Below are 16,300 nucleotides of genomic sequence, written 5' to 3' on the forward strand. Positions count from 1 at the left end.
ATGCCCGAGGGGCATACGCTCCATCGCCTGGCCCGTCTGCACGAACGTCGGTTCGCCGGTCACCCGGTCGAGGTGAGCAGTCCGCAAGGACGGTTCGCCGCCGAAGCGTCCCGTTTGGACGGCCGGGTGCTGGTCAAGGCCGAGGCGTACGGGAAGCACCTGTTCCACGACTATGGTCCACACGGGACGGTGCACGTCCACCTCGGCCTCTACGGCACGTTCTCCGACGTGCCGCTGCCCGTGCCGGAGCCGGTGGGGCAGGTGCGGATGCGGCTGGTCGGCCCGACGCATTCCGCCGACCTGCGCGGCCCGAACCAGTGCGAACTCCTGGACGCGTCCCGAGTGGACGCGATCAAGGCGCGGCTCGGCCCGGATCCGCTGCGCCGGGACGCGAAGCCGGACAAGGCGTGGGACCGGATCTCGCGGTCGAAGACGTCGATCGCGGCACTGCTGATGGACCAGTCGGTGCTGGCGGGCGTCGGCAACGTGTACCGCGCCGAGGTGCTGTTCCGGCACGGTGTCGCCCCACTCCTCCCCGGCCGCGCGCTCGACCGCGGGCTGTGGGAGGACCTGTGGGCGGATCTCGTGACGCTCATGCGGCACGGTGTCCGGGTGGGGCGGATCGACACGGTCGCGCCGGAGCACTTGCCCGAGGCGACCGGCCGCGCGCCGCGGCAGGACCGGCACGGGGGCGAGGTCTACGTCTACCGCCGCGAGGGGCTGCCTTGTCTCGTTTGCGGGACGGCGGTGCTGCGAAGCGAGCTGGCGGCACGGAACCTCTTCTGGTGCCCGACCTGCCAGCCTGCCTGACGGCTTCCTGGGCTTGAGCCCGTGTGCATGCTGGTGCCGATGTGACTCCAGAGGCTACGGACGCGTCCGTGAAGGCCTCCTTGAGGGACTGTGGGTCTCTTAAGGAGGCCTTCACGGACGGTGCCGAAGTGAAGGGGGCGTTCGCCGTATCGGATGCGATGAAGGGGTCTTTCCTTGCAAATTTTGCAAGGAAAGACCCCTTCATTGCAGTTGAGGGACCGGGCGCGGGCCAGAAGCGCCTGAGGGACCGGATGCGAGCCAGAAGCGCCTAAAGGACCGGGCGCGGGCCAGAAGCGCCTGAGGGGACCGGGCGTGGGCTAGAAGTCGAACCCCCCGCCGTCGAAGCCGCCACCATCGAAGCCGCCGCCGTCGAACCCACCGGCGTCCCCGCCCGTGTCGCCCCCGGCATCGCCGCCCGCGTCACCGGCACCGGCGTCCTCCTGCCCCGCGTCGTAGCCCGATTCCCAGGCCGACGCGCTCGCGATCCCCGCCATTCCGGAGAACATCGCGCTGAACAGCAGCATCGAACCGAGGCCCCAGGCGCCGGCGACGAGCGCGGGCTTCCACCACGGCTCGCTGTACCAGCCCTGCGGCACCGGGCGGCCCGCCACGCGACCGCCGGGGTAGTAGTGCGGCGTCCGCCGGCTCGGGTCCGGCGAGGCCTCGTAGTGCTCGCCCTCGACGTCGACCGAGCGGTATTCGGTGACCTTGCCGGCGCGGTCGCGCTCTTCGCTGCCGGGCAGTTCCGGACCGGGGTCCATGCCCATCGCGAGCCGCGCCGCGCGGACGTAGTAGAGGCCTTCGATGGCGGTCTCGCGCACCAACCGGGCCTGTTCGACGGTCTGTGCCTGCTCCATCTGCGAGCCCGCCGCGGTGAAGCGTTCGGAGGCGTCCGCCATCGCCTGCTGGGAGGCGGTGTCCGTGCCGGTGAGGTTCATGACCTGACCGCCCAGCCGCTCGACGAGGCGCCGTGCGTCGGCCTTCGCGTCGTCCAGCCGGCGCTTCTTGGCCGCCGCCTGGGCTTTCGCGAAGTAGATGCCGCCGCCGACCACGACGACGAGGAGCACGATCAGGAAGATCGCGGTACCCGCGGTACCCATGAGTTCAACTCCAGGAATCGTTCGGCCTTTGCTCCGATCAACGCGGGCGGCCCACCGGTGGTTCCCGCGCACACTGGCGGCAGAAACTAGAACACGTTATAGTTCGGCTCCATGAAGTCCACCCTGACGATCGCGATGACTCCGCTCGATCAGCTGGGCGAACTCGCCCGCGCCGCCGAAGAGGCGGGTTTCTCCTCGATCGCGCTCCCGGATTCGCTGGAACAGGGCGACATCGGCGTCACCGACATCATCACCATGCCGTGGGTGTTCGACGGCCTCGGTTTCGATGCCGAAGTCGGCCCGAAACTCGATTCCATCAAGAAGTTCGGCGACGAGATCATCGCGAAGACGGGAGACTGAACCAAGGGTGGCGACGTCTGCTGGGATCCGGCCGCCACGCAGCCGCCCGCGCGCCGGGCCGCGTTCCGTTCGATGACCGCGGTGGCCGCCGGGGGCAAGGCCGTCTGGCTCGCCCTCTTCGCCGGTGACGCCGTCGTCGAGGACCCCATCGGCCCCGCGATGTTCGACGAAGAGGGCAAGGAACATTACGGGCACGACGGGATCAGTGCCTTCTGGGACAAGACGATCGCGAACGTCGAACGCTTCCGGTTCACCATTCGCGACTCCCACGCCGCCGGTGACGGGTCGCGAACGTCGGCACCATCACGACGTATCCGCCCGGCGGCTCTCGCGTCGACACCGACGGCGTGTTCGTCCACCGGGTGCGCGAGGACGGGCTGATCGTGTCGATGCGCGCTTCCTGGGAGACCGAGCGCGCCCTGGCCACGGGCCCGCCAAGAGAGCTGAGCATGCGACGGCGGCGGAGCCTCCCGTGGCCTTCTGCCCGGAGACCGCGGAGTCGGAGCGCGTGCGTTCCCCGTCCGGCCTCGACGGGAAGACGGAGCCGCGCACGCCGTCCGGCCCGCATCGGCTGGCCTGCTTCGTGGTCGACGACAAGGGCATGCGCGACCTCACCGGCACCGCCGCCCGGCATCTGCCGACGGGTACGAGCGGCAGGGTAAGGCGCCTGTTTCCGTCGCGGTCACCGGTGTCCGGTACACCTCCAAGGCCTGCGACGCCGAAAGCGAACGCTTGCTGCCGCACCTGCGCATCTGAGCCTCAGCCGAGCCGCTCCGCGCGCCGGGTCAGGTATTGCTTCTCCGGTTCGCTCGCGGTCTTGGCGGCGGCGCGGAGATAGGCCTCGCGCGCGGCGCCCGTGCCGCCTGCCAGCTCCAGCAGATGCCCGCGTACGGAATCGAGCCGGTGGGTCTGGTTCATCCGGCTGTCGTCGTCGAGGGTGGCGAGCAGTTCGAGACCTGCTTCCGGCCCGTTGACCTCCGCGACCGCGACGGCGCGGTTGAGCGTGACGACAGGGCCGGGCGAGACCTTCTCGAGGACGTCGTAGAGCGCGAGGATCTGCGACCAGTCCGTGCCGGTCGCGGTGGGTGCCTCGTCGTGGACGGCGGCGATCGCGGCCTGCACCTGGTACGGCCCGACCGGGCCCGCTTCCAACGCCCCGCTCACCAGCGAAACACCTTCGGCGATCATTTCCGCGTTCCAGCGCGAACGGTCCTGTTCGGCGAGGGGGACGAGCGAGCCGTCGTCCCCGGCACGGGCGGCTCGGCGGGCATCGGTCAGCAGCATGAGCGCGAGCAGGCCGGTGACCTCGTCCTCGTCCGGCATGAGCCGCCGCAGCAGCCTGGTCAGCCGGATCGCCTCGGCGGTCAGGTCGGCGCGGTGCAGGTCCGGGCCGCCGCTGGTCGTGTAGCCCTCGTTGAAGATCAGGTACAGCACCTGGAGGACGACGCGGAGCCGCTCGGCGAGCTCCGCGGCCGGCGGCAGGACGAACTCGGCGCCCGCCTTCTTGATGGTCTGTTTCGCCCGGCTGATTCGCTGGGCCAGCGTCGATTCCGGGACCAGGAAGGCGTTCGCGATCTCGCCCGTGGTCAGGCCGCCGACAGCGCGCAAGGTGAGGGCGAGTTGCGACGGCGCGGACAGGGAAGGGTGACAGCACAGGAAAAGGACGGTGAGCGTGTCGTCCGAACCGGACACGGTGGCCGTGGCTCCCGCACCGGCCGGCTCCATCAGCGCGGAGTTCTCTTCGCGACGGCGTCGCGCGCTCTCGCTGCGCCACTCGTCCACCAGCCGCCGTGACGCGACCGTCGCGAGCCACGACTTCGGACTGTCCGGGATGCCCTGCACCGGCCACTGCTGCGCGGCCGAGAGCAGGGCTTCCTGGACGGCGTCCTCGCAGGCGTCGAACTGCCCGTGCTTGCGCACCAGCAACCCGATGACCTGCGGGGCCAGCTCCCGCAGGAGCCCTTCCACCTGACGATCGTCCTTCACGACGCCAGTCTTACCCCATGCGAGCCGTCAGGCGACGGGGGAGTAGTGCGAAGCGTCGCCTTCGAGGGACTCGCTCGGCACCCCGTCGACACCCACCGGGACGTCACCCGCCACGGTGACCCGGTTCAGGCGGCGGGGCAGGTCGTCGTAGTTGTCGACGGCGTAGTGCTGGGTGATGCGGTTGTCGAACAGCACCAGCTGGTTCGGCTCCCAGCTCACCCGCACCACGTTCTCCGGCCGCGTCACGTAGGACTGCAGCAGCCGCAGGATGTCCCGCGACTCGCCCTTGGACAGCCCGACGATCCGTTGCGCGAACCCGCCGATGTACAGCCCGCGCTCCCCGGTCACCGGATGCACCCGCACCACCGGGTGGACCGTGCGGAACTTCCGCGAGATGAACACCTTCCGGCGTTCCTGCTCCGCCTCGTCGAGGGTTTCCGGCGGCTTCGCGTAGTCGTAGTCGTTGGTGTGCTCGGCGCGCAGCGTGTCCGCGAACGCCCGCAGCGGCTCCGGCAGATCCCGGTAGGCGGCGGCCGAGTCGGCGATCAGCGTTTCACCGCCGTACGGAGGGACGACCAGGCTGCGCAGCGTGCTGGCCTTCGGCGGGTTGAGCACGAAGGTGACGTCGGTGTGCCACTGGTTCGCGCGGCCCTGTTCGCTGTCGACCGGCAGGATGGCGGGCTCGCCGTCCACCGACGGGACGGTCGGATGCGCCTTGGTCAGCTCGCCGAAGTGCTGGGCGAACCGCTGCTGGCCCGCGTCGTCGAGGTCGACGTCACGGAAGACGAGCGCCTTGTGCTCGTGCAGGGCTTCGATGACGAAGGCGACGGTCGCGGCGTCGAGGTCCTTGGCCGGGTCGACGCCGACGACCTGCGCGCCGATCCTGCCGGTGATCTTGCGGACCTCGACCTGGGTGTCGATGGCGGTCATGCGGCGTACTCCTTCACTGGGGTGCGGGTGACGGGGCGGGCGAGGCCGTAGTGGCCGCGCAAGGTCGTGGCGGTGTACTCGGTGCGGAACAACCCGCGCTTGCGCAGTTCGGGGACGACGAGGTCGACGAAGTCCTCCAGGCCGCCCGGAAGCGTGGGCGGCATGACGTTGAAGCCGTCCGCGGCGCCTTCGGTGAACCAGTGCTCCAACTGGTCGGCCACTTGCGTGGCGGTGCCGGCGAAGACGCGGTGACCTCGGCCGCCCGCGAGCCGCTCGATCAGCTGGCGGATGGTCAGGTTCTCGCGCCTCGCCAGACCGGTGACCAGCTCGAACCGGCTTTGCGCGCCTTCGGTGAACGTGCCGACGTCGGGCAGCGGACCGTCGAGCGGGTACGGCGTCAGATCGTGGTCGAGCATGGTCGACAACTGCCGCACGCCGTACGCGGGTGTGATGAGGGCGTTGAGTTCGGCTTCGCGTTCCTTCGCCTCGGCCTCCGTGCGGCCCAGGATCGGGCTGATCCCCGGCAGGATCTTGATCTCCTCCGGCGAACGCCCGTACTTCGCGAGCCTGCCCTTGACGTCGTCGTAGAAAGCCTTGCCCTCGGCGAAAGTCTGCTGCGCGGTGAACACCGCCTCGGCGAACCGGGCCGCGTACTCCTTGCCCGTCTCCGAGGAACCGGCCTGGACGAGCAGCGGATGACCCTGCACCGGACGCGGGATGTTCAGCGGTCCGCGCACCTGGAAATGCGGGCCGTCGTGGTCGATCGGGTGGATGCGGCCGGTGTCGGCGTAGACGCCGCTCGCCTTGTCGATCACGGCGGCGCCGTCACCCCAGCTGTCCCAGAGTTTCTTGGCGACTTCGACGAATTCGGTGGCGCGTTCGTAGCGCAGCGCGTGCGACGGCCGGGCGTCGCGGTTGAAGTTGCGGGCCTCGGCCTCACCCGCCGACGTCACGATGTTCCAGCCCGCGCGGCCGCCGCTGAGATGATCGAGCGACGCGAACTTCCGCGCCAGGTGGTACGGCTCGTTGTAGGTCGTCGACGCGGTGGCGATCAGTCCGATGCGCTCCGTCGCGCCGGCCAGCGCCGAGAGCAGCGTCAGCGGTTCGAACAAGGTGTGCGAGTTGTAGCGGACGTCACCCCACAACGCGACACCGTCGGCGAGGAACAGCGAATCCAGCTTGCCGCGCTCCGCCGTGCGGGCGATGTCGACATAGTGCTTCAGCGTCGCGGCGCGGTGCGGATCCGTGCTCGGATGCCGCCAGGCCGCCTCGTGATGACCGTTCGGCATCACGAACGCGTTGAGGTGCAACTCTTTCTTCGGCGAGTTCATGCCTTCTCCTTGACACGCCAGGTGGAGAACCGCCGCTCCAGTGCGACGAAGCCCGCGTTGATGGCCAGGCCCAGCACCGAAACCGTGATGATCGCGGCGTACATCTGCTGGATCTGGAAGTTGACCTGCGAGTTGTTGATCAGATAGCCGAGCCCGGCCTTGGCCCCGACCATTTCGGCGGCGATCAGGATGAGGATCGAGTACGCCGCCGCCATCCGGATGCCGGTGAAGATGGTCGGCACCGCCGACGGCAGGATCACCTTGCGGAACAGACTCGGGCTCGACAGCCCGAGCGAACGTGCGGCCTTGACCAGCAAGGGATCCACGGTGTTCACCCCGGCGATCGTGTTGAGCAGCACCGGCCAGACGCAGGCGTAGACGATCAGCGCGATCTTGGACACCTCGCCGATGCCGAGCAGGAGGGTGAACACCGGCAGCAACGCCAGCGCGGCGGTGTTGCGGGCCAGTTCCAGCAGCGGGTTCAGGAATTCGGCGAGCGGGCGGTACCAGGCGATCAGCAGTCCCAGCGGCACCGAAACCGCCACCGCGAGCACGAACCCGGCGGCGGACCGGCCGAGACTGGCCAGCAGATGGTCGGCCAGCTGCCCGTTGAGGATCAGCTCCCAAAGCGCGACGAGGTCTTCCGACAGCGGCGGGAGGAAGGGCTTCGTGCCCTCGTCGAGAAGGTACCGGGGAACGAGCTCCCAGCCGGCGAGAAAGAGCAGGATCGCCGCCGAGCCGCGGAAAATCTTGCTCAGCAGGCTCTTCTTCTTTCGAGGTTTCGCGGCGGCTTCCGATCCTGTGCGGACTGTCGGCGCCTCGAGGGTGGCGGTCATCAGGCGGCCCTCCGGATCTCGTCGTGCAGGAGTTCCCACAGCCGGTGGCGATGGGCCACGAACGCGGGTGCCGAACGCAGGTCGTCGTTCGAACGGTCGCCGAGGTCGATGTCGACGACGTCCTTGAGCCTGCCCGGCCGCGACGTGAGCACCGCGACCTTCTGTCCCAAGTAGACGGCCTCTTCGATGCTGTGGGTGATGAAGACGATGGTTTTGCCGGTGCGCCGCCAGATCCGCCGCAGTTCCTCCTGCAACAGTTCACGGGTCTGGGAGTCCAGCGCGGCGTACGGCTCGTCCATCAGCAGTACGTCCGGGTCGTAGGCGAGGCTTCTCGCGATCGCGACGCGTTGCTTCATCCCACCGGAAAGCTGATGGGGGAGATGCTCCTCGAAACCGGAAAGCCCGACCAGGTCGAGATATTCCCGTGCCCGCTCGGCGCGTTGCCGTTTGTTCAGCGTGCCCCCTTCGAGACCGAACTCGACGTTGGCGCGTGCGGTGCGCCAGGGGAACAGCGCGTACTGCTGGAACACCACGCCGCGATCCAATCCCGGGCCGGTGACGGGTTTCCCGTCGATCAGCACCTCGCCGGAGGTGGGTTTCGCGAGGCCGCCGAGCAGATCGAGCAAGGTGGACTTCCCGGAACCGCTCGGCCCCACGAGGGAGAGGAACGTGCCGTCCTCGATGTCGAGGGAGACGTCGTCCAGCGCGGTCAGCGTGTCGAAGGTCTTGGTGACCGAGCGAAGGCTGATCTTGGCGGTCATGCGCCACCGCCTTCGCGGTACGGGTTGAATTCGTTGGTGTAGATCTTCTCGAGGTCGACCCGGTCGTTCTTGATGAACCCGGACTGCTTCAGCCAATCGGTCCAGAGCGTGTAGTCGTTGTCGGAGATCAGCCCGCCCTTGGTGACGCCGGTGCTCTTCCAGTACTTGAGCGTTTCGGTGTTCTCGTTGCGGCCGCGATTCTGGATGATCTTGGTGAACCGGGCGACGACCTCTTCGCGTGGCGTGGTGCGGGCCCATTCGATCGCCTTGGCCACGCCGGTGACGAAGGTCTTCGTGGTCTCCGGATACCTTTTGATGAAGTCGGTCCGCAGCACGTACGGCCCGCCGTTGTAGGGGCCGAACGCCTCGACGTCCTTCACGATGGGCCGCACGCCGCCCCCGGCGAGGGCGCGGTCCTGGAGGACGCCGTTGAGCGCGGCGACGTCGATCTGGCCGTTGCGCAGGGCCTGCTCGGTGTTGATCGGCGGCAGGACGACCAGTTGCACCTGGTCGATCTCGGCGTCGGAGAGGCCGCTGCGTTTGAGCCAGGTGTCGAGGGCGGCCTCCAGGTTCGCGCCGACGGTGTTGACGCCGACCTTCTTGCCGATGAGGTCACGCGGCGTGCGGATCGGGCTGTCTTCCTTGACGTAGAAGCCGAGGAAGGTCTTGTCGTCGGAGCCGTAGTAGTTGACGACCGCCTTGATCGGGGCGCCGGCGTCGACGAGTTTGGCGACCGCGCCGGTGAAGGCGCCGCCGAAATCGGTCTGATCCGTGGCGGCGGACTGGATGTCCTGCGGTCCGCTGATCGTGTTGCCGACCCATTTGAGTTTGACCGGGCCGAAGTACCCGAGGTCCTCGGCGAGTTCGGGGAACGTGACGTTGTTCGCCGACCCCTGGTAGCGGAGTTCGAGCTTCTCTGGCTGCCCGGCCACGCCCGCCGGAGTCGCGGAGGCGCCGCAGCCCGACAGCGCCAATCCGGCGAGGAGCGCGGCGAGCAAGGGCACTGGTTTCTTCACGGTGGGCTCTTTCGTTCGGGTATGCGTCGTTGAAGAAGATTCTTCGCAGGCCCGGCGGAGAGCGTCAATTTTGCGATTTAGTGAAGTAACTCCGGCCTCAAGAGGCGTTGGCGAGCTTCGTGAAAAGCGGATCTTCGTAAAGGGCGTTCAGCATGACGGCGGCACCCGCTGTCGCCAGCTCCGTTCCCGGAAAGCTCGAAGCCACAACGTTTTTGTCCGCGTCTTGGCAGATCCACGAGCGTCGGGCGACTTCGTCCCGGATCGTGGAAAGGCAACCTTCGACGTCGCGTACACTCTGGTCGAGCACGATGAGGATTTCCGGATTGAGCACGTCGAAAAGCAAGGCGGCGGCCTGTCCGATGATTCGCGCGCGCTCGTGAAAAAGTGCTATGGCGCCTTTGTTTCCCGATGTCGCCGAATGGAGCACATCGGGGAAAATCGGTTCCTCGACGAGCCCCGCCTCGAAAGCCTTGCGGGCGACCGTGCGCTCGGACACCGTGGCTTCGAGACAGCCGGAACGGCCGCAGCGGCAGGGTTCCTCACTGTCGTCGACCCGCAGATGCGCCACCGCGCCCGCCGCCGACCGGGGTCCATGATGGACGGTGTCACCGGTGGCGAAGGCGGCGTCGACCACGTTGCCGGTGAACAACTGCACCACACTGCTGCGCGCTCGCGGCTGCCCCAGCAGGCGTTCCGCGTGGATGAGCGCCCGCGAATGCCCGTCCACGCGGACGTCGAGACCGGTGACCTCGGTGAGCAGATCGCGCAACGGAACCCCGCGCCAGCCGAGCGGACCGTGTTCCACCACCGTCCCGGACGCCTCGTCGACCCACCCGCCGGTCGCCACTCCCAAGCCGAGCGGCGTCCGCTCCGGCGCGTGGCCGATGAGGAGGTCGTCGAGCAGCTCCGCGATCTGCGCGACCTGCACCGCGGGCTCGGCGCCGTGATGCGGCGCCTCGTGCTGCGCCAGCACTTTCCCGCGCAGGTCCAGCAATCCGACCGTCAGATGGTCGGCCGCGACATGCGCCCCGCACACCACGAACCGTTCCGTGTCGAGGTCCACCGGCACATGCGGCCTGCCGACCGCGCCGGCCACCTCGGGCAGTTCGGTGAGGAACCCGCGGCGCATCAGCTCGGCCACATGCCCCGTCACGGCCGCGGCGCTCAGTCCGGTGCGGCGCGCGATGGTGCTGCGCGCTATCGCCCCTTCGTCCAGCACCACGCGGAGCACCGCACTGGCACTGGCGCTCCGCCTGCCCGTCACGGTGCCGATGTTCGCAAGCGGGTGCCGGTGGGCCTAGGGCTCTCAGTATCCGGGAGCTGCGTCAGGCGGTCAGCCGGCGCATGAACCGGGCGCTGCGTTCACAGTGGTCCTCGTAGCCCCGCGCTCGGTAGAAAGCGTGCGCGGCGGTCCGGTGGCGGGAACTGGTGACCTCCATGAAGTCGCAGCCCCACCGCAGCGCCTCCGTTTCGGCCGCGGAGACCAGCTCGCGTCCGATGCCTGAGCCCCGCCGGGTCCCGTCCACCACCAAGGCCACGATCCGGCCGCCGGAGCCCGGCCGCTCGAGCAGCGGGATCGCGACCACCGCGACGACACCGACCACCGTGCCGTCCGCCTCGGCGACGAACGCGGCGCCTTCGGGATGACGGGACCAGCGCTCGAGTCGTCCGCGCACGTCCTCCACCTCGTTGTCCGGGTATCCCAGCTCGGTGAGCAGCGCGGTCACGGCGGGGGCGTCGGTGCCGAGGGCGTGGCGGATCTCCATGATCCTCATTAAAGCGGAGGGGCCGCCTGGTCGAGCGCGCCTCGTCAGGTGTCTCTGATTCTCCGCACCTGCGACGATCGGGCCAGGCATCCGGCGACCGGGTGAATTCCGGGATCATCCAGCACACCGGGATCCACGCGGTCGATCGTCCGCGGCGCGCAGACCACCCAACGGAGAGCCGCACTGGCTTTCGTGCCGGGCCCGCAGGCCCGGCAGAGAAGTGAAACCGCAGGTCGAAGACCTTGAGTCGGGATGACAGGATTTGAACCTGCGACCCTCCGCTCCCAAAGCGGATGCGCTACCAAGCTGCGCCACATCCCGTGACTCCCCGGTCTCCCCGGGGGGTGTGCACACAGCCTAGCGGGTCACGCTAAGCTGTTTTCGCACCCGGTACTTCGGGGGCACGCGGGTGTAGCTCAATGGTAGAGCCCTAGTCTTCCAAACTAGCTACGCGGGTTCGATTCCCGTCACCCGCTCCACCGCTTCACGAAGAACCCGCAGGCTCCTGGCCTGCGGGTTCTTTCGCATTCGGGGCATCGGTCGCGGTCCAGGTGGTCGTGAACGACGATCTCGCGTGTCCGGATGGACGGCACGCGTGACGGAGCGGACGCCTCAGTCCGAGCCGGGTTCCGAAGCGTCCGAGTCCGACGGGCCCGCCAGGGCCTGCGAGAGGCCGCTGGAGGCGGCATCCGCTTCGAGGTGGGCGGCGATCAGGTCCAGCAGCTTGTCGGTGTCGACGGGTTTGGTCACGTAGTCGTCCGCTCCCGAGGCCAGGGTGCGCGCTTTGTCCTCCGCGGTCGCCTTCGCCGTGACGGCGATCACGGGCAGGTCTTCGTGTGCGGCCTCGGCGCGGATCGCGGTGATCGTGGCGTTGCCGTCCAGTTCGGGCATCATCACGTCCATCAGGACGAGCGCGGTGTCCTCGTGCCGTTCCAGGGCCCGGATACCCGCGACGCCGGTCTCGGCGTAGATGACTTCCAGCCCGTTGCGTTCCAGCACGGCGGCCAGCGCGAAGACGTTCCGGAGGTCGTCGTCGACGATCAGGATCTTCTCGCCGTGGAACCGCTGCGACGGCGTCACCGGGCCCGCCTGCGGCACGGCCATGATCAGCGGGACACCGCCGGCCCGCGTGGTCGGGACGATCAGGTTCGCGGCGCTCACCGGCAGGTACAGCGTGAACGTGCTGCCCTTGCCGGGTTCACTGCGGACGCGCAGTTCGCCGCCGAGCAGTTCCGTCAGCTGCTGACTGATCGACAGGCCAAGCCCGGTGCCGCCGTACTTGCGGCTGGTGGTGCCGTCGGCCTGGCGGAACGCGTCGAAGATGATCGCGAGCTTGTCCGGGGCGATGCCGATGCCGGTGTCTTCGACGGCGAACGCGAGGACGCCGGGGGCCTGACGGAGTGAGTCCGCTTCCACCTCGCGCCGGTCGGCCATCCGGATGTGCAGGCGTACGGCGCCCTCGTCGGTGAACTTCGCCGCGTTGGACAGCAGGTTCCGCAGCACCTGCTGCACGCGGTGCTCGTCGGTGTGGATCGACGACGGCACCGGCGGGTCGATCAGGACGGCGAACTCCAGGCCCTTGTCCGCGGTGAGCGGACGGCAGATCGATTCGACGTACTCGACCAGTTCGGGCAGCGTGACGTCGGACATCTGGAGGTCGAGGTGCCCGGCCTCGACCTTGGCCATGTCGAGGATGTCGTTGATCAGCTGTTGCAGGTCGCTGCCCGCCGAGTAGATCGTCCGGGCGAACTGGACCTGCTTCTCCGACAGGTTCCCGTCCGGGTTCTCCGAAAGGAGTTTCGCGAGGATCAGCGCGCTGTTGAGCGGGGTCCGCAGTTCGTGCGACATGTTCGCCATGAACTCGGACTTGTACTGCGACGCCATGGTCAGCTGCCCGGCACGCTCTTCGAGTTCCTGCCGCGCCTGCTCGATCTCGCTGTTCTTGACCTCGATGTCGCGGTTCTGCTGGGCCAGCAGCGCCGCCTTCTCCGCGAGATCCGTGTTGGACCGGCGCAGTTCCCGTTGTTGTGCCTGCAACTGTTCGGACCGGGCACGCAGTTCCTGTGCCAGGCGCTGGGATTCGGTCAGCAGCGCCTCGGTGCGCGAGTTGGACTGGATGGTGCTGACGTTGACCGCGATGGTCTCCTTCAGCTGCTCCAGCAGGTCGATGTGGACGGTGCTGAAGGCGTTGATCGTCGCCAGTTCCAGCACGCCGAGCACCTCGCCCTGGAACAGCACCGGCAGCACGATCACGTTGACCGGCGCGGCCGACCCCAGTCCCGAGGAGATGAGCGCGTATTCCGGCGGGGCTTCGTGGACCAGGATCGTGCGGCGGTCGACGGCGGCCTGCCCGATGAGCGACTCGCCGGGGGAGAACCGCAGGCCGGTCTGGGATTTCGCCAGCCCGTAGGTGGCGATGCTCTCCAGGACCGTCTCTTCCCGCTCGTCTTCGCGAGCGAGGAAGAACGCGCCCTGCTGCGCGGACACCAGCGGGGTCAGCTCGGACAGGATCAGCGACGCCACCGACGCGAGGTCCCGGTGCCCCTGCATGAGCGCGGACAGCCGGGCCAGGTTGGTCTTGAGCCAGTCCTGTTCGCGGTTCGCCCGGGTGGTCTCCTTCAGGTTCGCGATCATCTGGTTGATGTTGTCCTTGAGCTCGGCCACCTCCCCGGACGCGTCCACGGTGATGTGCCGGGTCAGGTCGCCGGCGGTCACCGCGGTGGCCACCTGCGCGATCGCCCGCACCTGGGTGGTCAGGTTCCCGGCCAGCTGGTTCACGCTTTCGGTCAGCCGCGACCACGTGCCGGCGACCCCGGGCACCTCCGCCTGACCGCCGAGCGTGCCGTCCGTGCCGACCTCGCGGGCGACACGGGTGACTTCGGAGGCGAAGGCCGAAAGCTGGTCGACCATCGTGTTGATGGTGGTCTTGAGTTCGAGGATCTCGCCACGCGCGTCGATGTCGATCTTCTTCGACAGGTCGCCCTGCGCCACCGCGGTGGTCACCGTCGCGATGCTGCGGACCTGGCCGGTCAGGTTGTCGGCCATGACGTTCACGTTGTCCGTCAACGCCTTCCACGTGCCCGCCACGTTCGGCACACGGGCCTGGCCGCCGAGGATGCCTTCCGTGCCCACCTCGCGGGCGACGCGGGTGACCTCGTCGGCGAACGCGCGCAGCGTCTCGACCATGCTGTTGATCGTCTCGGCGAGGACGGCGACCTCGCCCTGCGCGTCGATCGAGATCTTCTTCGACAGGTCGCCGTTCGCCACCGCCGTCGTCACCGTCGCGATGCTCCGCACCTGGTCGGTGAGGTTGGTGGCCATGACGTTGACGTTGTCGGTGAGGTCCTTCCAGGTCCCGGCGACGCCGCGCACCTGAGCCTGGCCGCCGAGTTTGCCCTCGGTACCCACCTCGCGGGACACCCGCGTCACTTCGTCGGCGAACGCCGAAAGCTGGTCGACCATGATGTTGACGGTGTTCTTGAGCTCCAGGATCTCACCGCGCGCGTCGACGATGATCTTCTGCGTCAGGTCGCCCTTCGCGACGGCGGTGGTGACCTGGGCGATGTTGCGGACCTGGTCGGTCAGGTTGTTCGCCATGAAGTTGACGTTGTCGGTCAGGTCCTTCCACGTCCCGGCCACGCCGGGCACCTGCGCCTGACCGCCGAGCCGCCCGTCACTGCCGACTTCGCGGGCGACGCGGGTGACCTCGTCCGCGAACGCGGAAAGCTGATCCACCATGGTGTTCAGCGTGTTCTTGAGTTCGAGGATCTCGCCGCGCGCGTCGACGGCAATCTTCTGCGAGAGATCGCCCTTCGCCACCGCCGTCGCCACCTGGGCGATGTTCCGGACCTGCGCGGTGAGGTTGTTCGCCATGAAGTTGACCGACCCGGTGAGGTCGCGCCAGGTCCCGGCGACCCCGGGCACCTGCGCCTGACCGCCGAGCTGACCTTCCGTGCCGACCTCGCGCGCCACCCGGGTGACCTCGTCGGCGAACGACGAGAGCTGGTCGACCATCGTGTTGACGGTCGTCTTCAGTTCGAGGATCTCGCCGCGCGCGTCGACCGTGATCTTCTGCGTCAGGTCGCCCTTCGCGACGGCGGTGGTGACCTGGGCGATGTTGCGGACCTGGTCGGTCAGGTTGTCCGCCATCTGGTTCACCGAGTCGGTCAGCCCACGCCACGTGCCTGCCACGCCCGGCACGGTCGCCTGGCCGCCGAGACGGCCTTCGCTACCCACCTCACGGGCCACGCGGGTGACCTCGTCGGCGAACGACGAGAGCTGGTCGACCATGGTGTTCAGCGTGCTCTTGAGTTCGAGGATCTCGCCCTTGGCGTCGACGTTGATCTTCTGCGAGAGATCGCCCTTCGCGACGGCGGTGGCCACCTGGGCGATGTTGCGGACCTGGTCGGTCAGGTTGCTGGCCATCAGGTTCACCGAGTCGGTGAGATCACGCCACGTGCCCGCCGCGCCGGGGACCTGCGCCTGGCCGCCGAGACGGCCTTCGCTACCCACCTCACGGGACACCCGGGTCACTTCGTCGGCGAACGACGAGAGCTGGTCGACCATGATGTTGACGGTGTTCTTGAGCTCCAGGATCTCGCCGCGCGCGTCGACGTTGATCTTCTGGGTCAGGTCGCCCCGCGCCACCGCGGTGGTCACCTGGGCGATGTTGCGGACCTGGTCGGTCAGATTGCTGGCCATCACGTTGACGTTGTCGGTGAGATCACGCCAGGTGCCCGCCACCCCCGGGACCTCGGCTTGACCGCCGAGCCGTCCTTCGGTGGCGATTTCGCGGGCCACTCTGGTGACCTCGGTCGCGAACCGCGAAAGCTGCTTGATCAGGCCGTTCACCGTCTTCGCGACTTCGGCGAACTGACCCTGCAGCGGCCGCCCGCCCACTTCCAGCGGCATCGGCTCGGACAGATCACCCTCCGCGACCGCGCCGAGGACCCGGTTGAGCTCGGCCGTGGGCATGCTCACGTCCTCGATCAGCCCGTTGACGACGTCGACCGCGGTCGCCCAGCCGCCGGGACCGATCTCGGCCGCGACGCGCTCGGTCAGCCTGCCTTCCTTGCCGACCGCCTCGCGGACGCGCAGGAGCTCGGTCACCAGCCGCTGGTTCCGTTCGGCGATGTCGTTGAAAGCGCCCGCGAGCTGGGCCGCGAGTCCGTCCCCGTGTGCCACGAGCCGCCGCCGGAAGTTGCCGTCCCCGAGGTCACGAGCCGCCGCGAGCAGGCGTTCGAGGGTCGCTTCGTCCACCTGGCCGCCACCACCTTCCACGGAGAGCCGGTCCCTTCGGGAGTGCTGTGTCATCTGTGTCGACCCTCTCCACCACGCATGCCCAGCCATGGTCGTCGCATCAGCGTGCCATGATTCGACCTACACTTCGAGCCAGTCCGCCCGC

At 68.4% G+C, this 16,300-nt stretch carries 11 protein-coding genes, 2 tRNA genes and 2 pseudogenes; 4 read left to right on the forward strand and 11 right to left on the reverse strand.

Annotated features, from left to right (window positions below):
• Positions 1-810: a DNA-formamidopyrimidine glycosylase family protein gene (locus P3102_RS09380; RefSeq protein ID WP_276368224.1), complete on the forward strand. Its 810-nt coding sequence runs from the start codon at positions 1-3 to the stop codon at positions 808-810.
• A 317-nt stretch (positions 811-1,127) separates the two neighbouring features.
• Here P3102_RS09380 and P3102_RS09385 read toward each other — a convergent pair whose 3' ends face one another.
• Positions 1,128-1,910 carry a hypothetical protein gene (locus tag P3102_RS09385; protein ID WP_276368226.1) on the reverse strand — a complete coding sequence of 261 codons (783 nt, stop codon included), beginning with the start codon at positions 1,908-1,910 and terminating at the stop codon, positions 1,128-1,130.
• Between the two features lie 219 nt (positions 1,911-2,129).
• Between P3102_RS09385 and P3102_RS37810 the strand changes: the two are divergent.
• Together P3102_RS37810 and P3102_RS09395 are read left to right on the forward strand one after the other, a co-directional pair.
• Positions 2,130-2,270 (forward strand): annotated as a pseudogene (locus tag P3102_RS37810) (LLM class F420-dependent oxidoreductase); the annotation flags it as partial.
• A 15-nt stretch (positions 2,271-2,285) separates the two neighbouring features.
• Positions 2,286-2,698: pseudogene (locus P3102_RS09395) on the forward strand (nuclear transport factor 2 family protein); the annotation flags it as partial.
• 331 nt (positions 2,699-3,029) lie between these two features.
• On the opposite strand, the gene P3102_RS09400 reads toward P3102_RS09395, so the two are convergent.
• The 9 genes from P3102_RS09400 to P3102_RS09440 all read right to left on the reverse strand — a co-directional run bounded on the left by P3102_RS09400 (position 3,030) and on the right by P3102_RS09440 (position 11,217).
• The gene (locus tag P3102_RS09400; protein ID WP_276368229.1) at positions 3,030-4,256 is read right to left on the reverse strand and encodes a DUF6596 domain-containing protein; all 1,227 of its coding nucleotides are present in this window, start codon (positions 4,254-4,256) and stop codon (positions 3,030-3,032) included.
• Positions 4,257-4,283: 27 nt separating this feature from the next.
• The gene (locus tag P3102_RS09405; protein ID WP_276368230.1) at positions 4,284-5,186 is read right to left on the reverse strand and encodes a TauD/TfdA family dioxygenase; all 903 of its coding nucleotides are present in this window, start codon (positions 5,184-5,186) and stop codon (positions 4,284-4,286) included.
• Positions 5,183-6,517, reverse strand: coding sequence for an LLM class flavin-dependent oxidoreductase (locus P3102_RS09410; RefSeq protein WP_276368233.1), 1,335 nt, complete (start codon positions 6,515-6,517; stop codon positions 5,183-5,185). Before P3102_RS09410 ends, P3102_RS09405 begins: the two co-directional genes overlap by 4 nt.
• Positions 6,514-7,353, reverse strand: coding sequence for an ABC transporter permease (locus tag P3102_RS09415; RefSeq protein WP_276368235.1), 840 nt, complete (start codon positions 7,351-7,353; stop codon positions 6,514-6,516). The genes P3102_RS09410 and P3102_RS09415 overlap by 4 nt, the downstream gene beginning before the upstream one ends.
• Positions 7,353-8,114, reverse strand: coding sequence for an ABC transporter ATP-binding protein (locus P3102_RS09420; RefSeq protein WP_276368236.1), 762 nt, complete (start codon positions 8,112-8,114; stop codon positions 7,353-7,355). Before P3102_RS09420 ends, P3102_RS09415 begins: the two co-directional genes overlap by 1 nt.
• A complete protein-coding gene (locus P3102_RS09425) occupies positions 8,111-9,130 on the reverse strand; it encodes an ABC transporter substrate-binding protein (RefSeq protein ID WP_276368238.1) in 1,020 nt (339 codons plus the stop codon). The genes P3102_RS09420 and P3102_RS09425 overlap by 4 nt, the downstream gene beginning before the upstream one ends.
• Before the next feature lie 97 nt (positions 9,131-9,227).
• Positions 9,228-10,394 carry an ROK family transcriptional regulator gene (locus P3102_RS09430; RefSeq protein WP_276368239.1) on the reverse strand — a complete coding sequence of 389 codons (1,167 nt, stop codon included), beginning with the start codon at positions 10,392-10,394 and terminating at the stop codon, positions 9,228-9,230.
• A 61-nt stretch (positions 10,395-10,455) separates the two neighbouring features.
• The gene (locus P3102_RS09435) at positions 10,456-10,896 is read right to left on the reverse strand and encodes a GNAT family N-acetyltransferase (RefSeq protein WP_276368241.1); all 441 of its coding nucleotides are present in this window, start codon (positions 10,894-10,896) and stop codon (positions 10,456-10,458) included.
• A 247-nt stretch (positions 10,897-11,143) separates the two neighbouring features.
• Positions 11,144-11,217 (reverse strand) — tRNA-Pro (locus P3102_RS09440).
• 84 nt (positions 11,218-11,301) lie between these two features.
• Here P3102_RS09440 and P3102_RS09445 point away from each other — a divergent pair.
• A tRNA-Gly gene (locus tag P3102_RS09445) sits at positions 11,302-11,375 on the forward strand.
• A 133-nt stretch (positions 11,376-11,508) separates the two neighbouring features.
• On the opposite strand, the gene P3102_RS09450 is transcribed toward P3102_RS09445, so the two are convergent.
• On the reverse strand, positions 11,509-16,155 hold the full coding sequence (locus tag P3102_RS09450) for a HAMP domain-containing protein (protein ID WP_276368243.1): 4,647 nt from the start codon (positions 16,153-16,155) through the stop codon (positions 11,509-11,511).
• Positions 16,156-16,300: the final 145 nt, after the last annotated feature.

The organism is Amycolatopsis sp. QT-25 (assembly GCF_029369745.1).
Taxonomy (GTDB): Bacteria; Actinomycetota; Actinomycetes; order Mycobacteriales; family Pseudonocardiaceae; genus Amycolatopsis.

Bases quoted from the DNA above. Each gene is read 5' to 3' on its own strand.
- P3102_RS09380 (WP_276368224.1), top strand. From the start codon at position 1: ATGCCCGAGGGGCATACGCTCCATCGCCTGGCCCGTCTGCACGAACGT.
- P3102_RS09385 (WP_276368226.1), bottom strand. From the start codon at position 1,910: ATGGGTACCGCGGGTACCGCGATCTTCCTGATCGTGCTCCTCGTCGTC.
- P3102_RS09405 (WP_276368230.1), bottom strand. From the start codon at position 5,186: ATGACCGCCATCGACACCCAGGTCGAGGTCCGCAAGATCACCGGCAGG.
- P3102_RS09410 (WP_276368233.1), bottom strand. From the start codon at position 6,517: ATGAACTCGCCGAAGAAAGAGTTGCACCTCAACGCGTTCGTGATGCCG.
- P3102_RS09415 (WP_276368235.1), bottom strand. From the start codon at position 7,353: ATGACCGCCACCCTCGAGGCGCCGACAGTCCGCACAGGATCGGAAGCC.
- P3102_RS09420 (WP_276368236.1), bottom strand. From the start codon at position 8,114: ATGACCGCCAAGATCAGCCTTCGCTCGGTCACCAAGACCTTCGACACG.
- P3102_RS09435 (WP_276368241.1), bottom strand. From the start codon at position 10,896: ATGGAGATCCGCCACGCCCTCGGCACCGACGCCCCCGCCGTGACCGCG.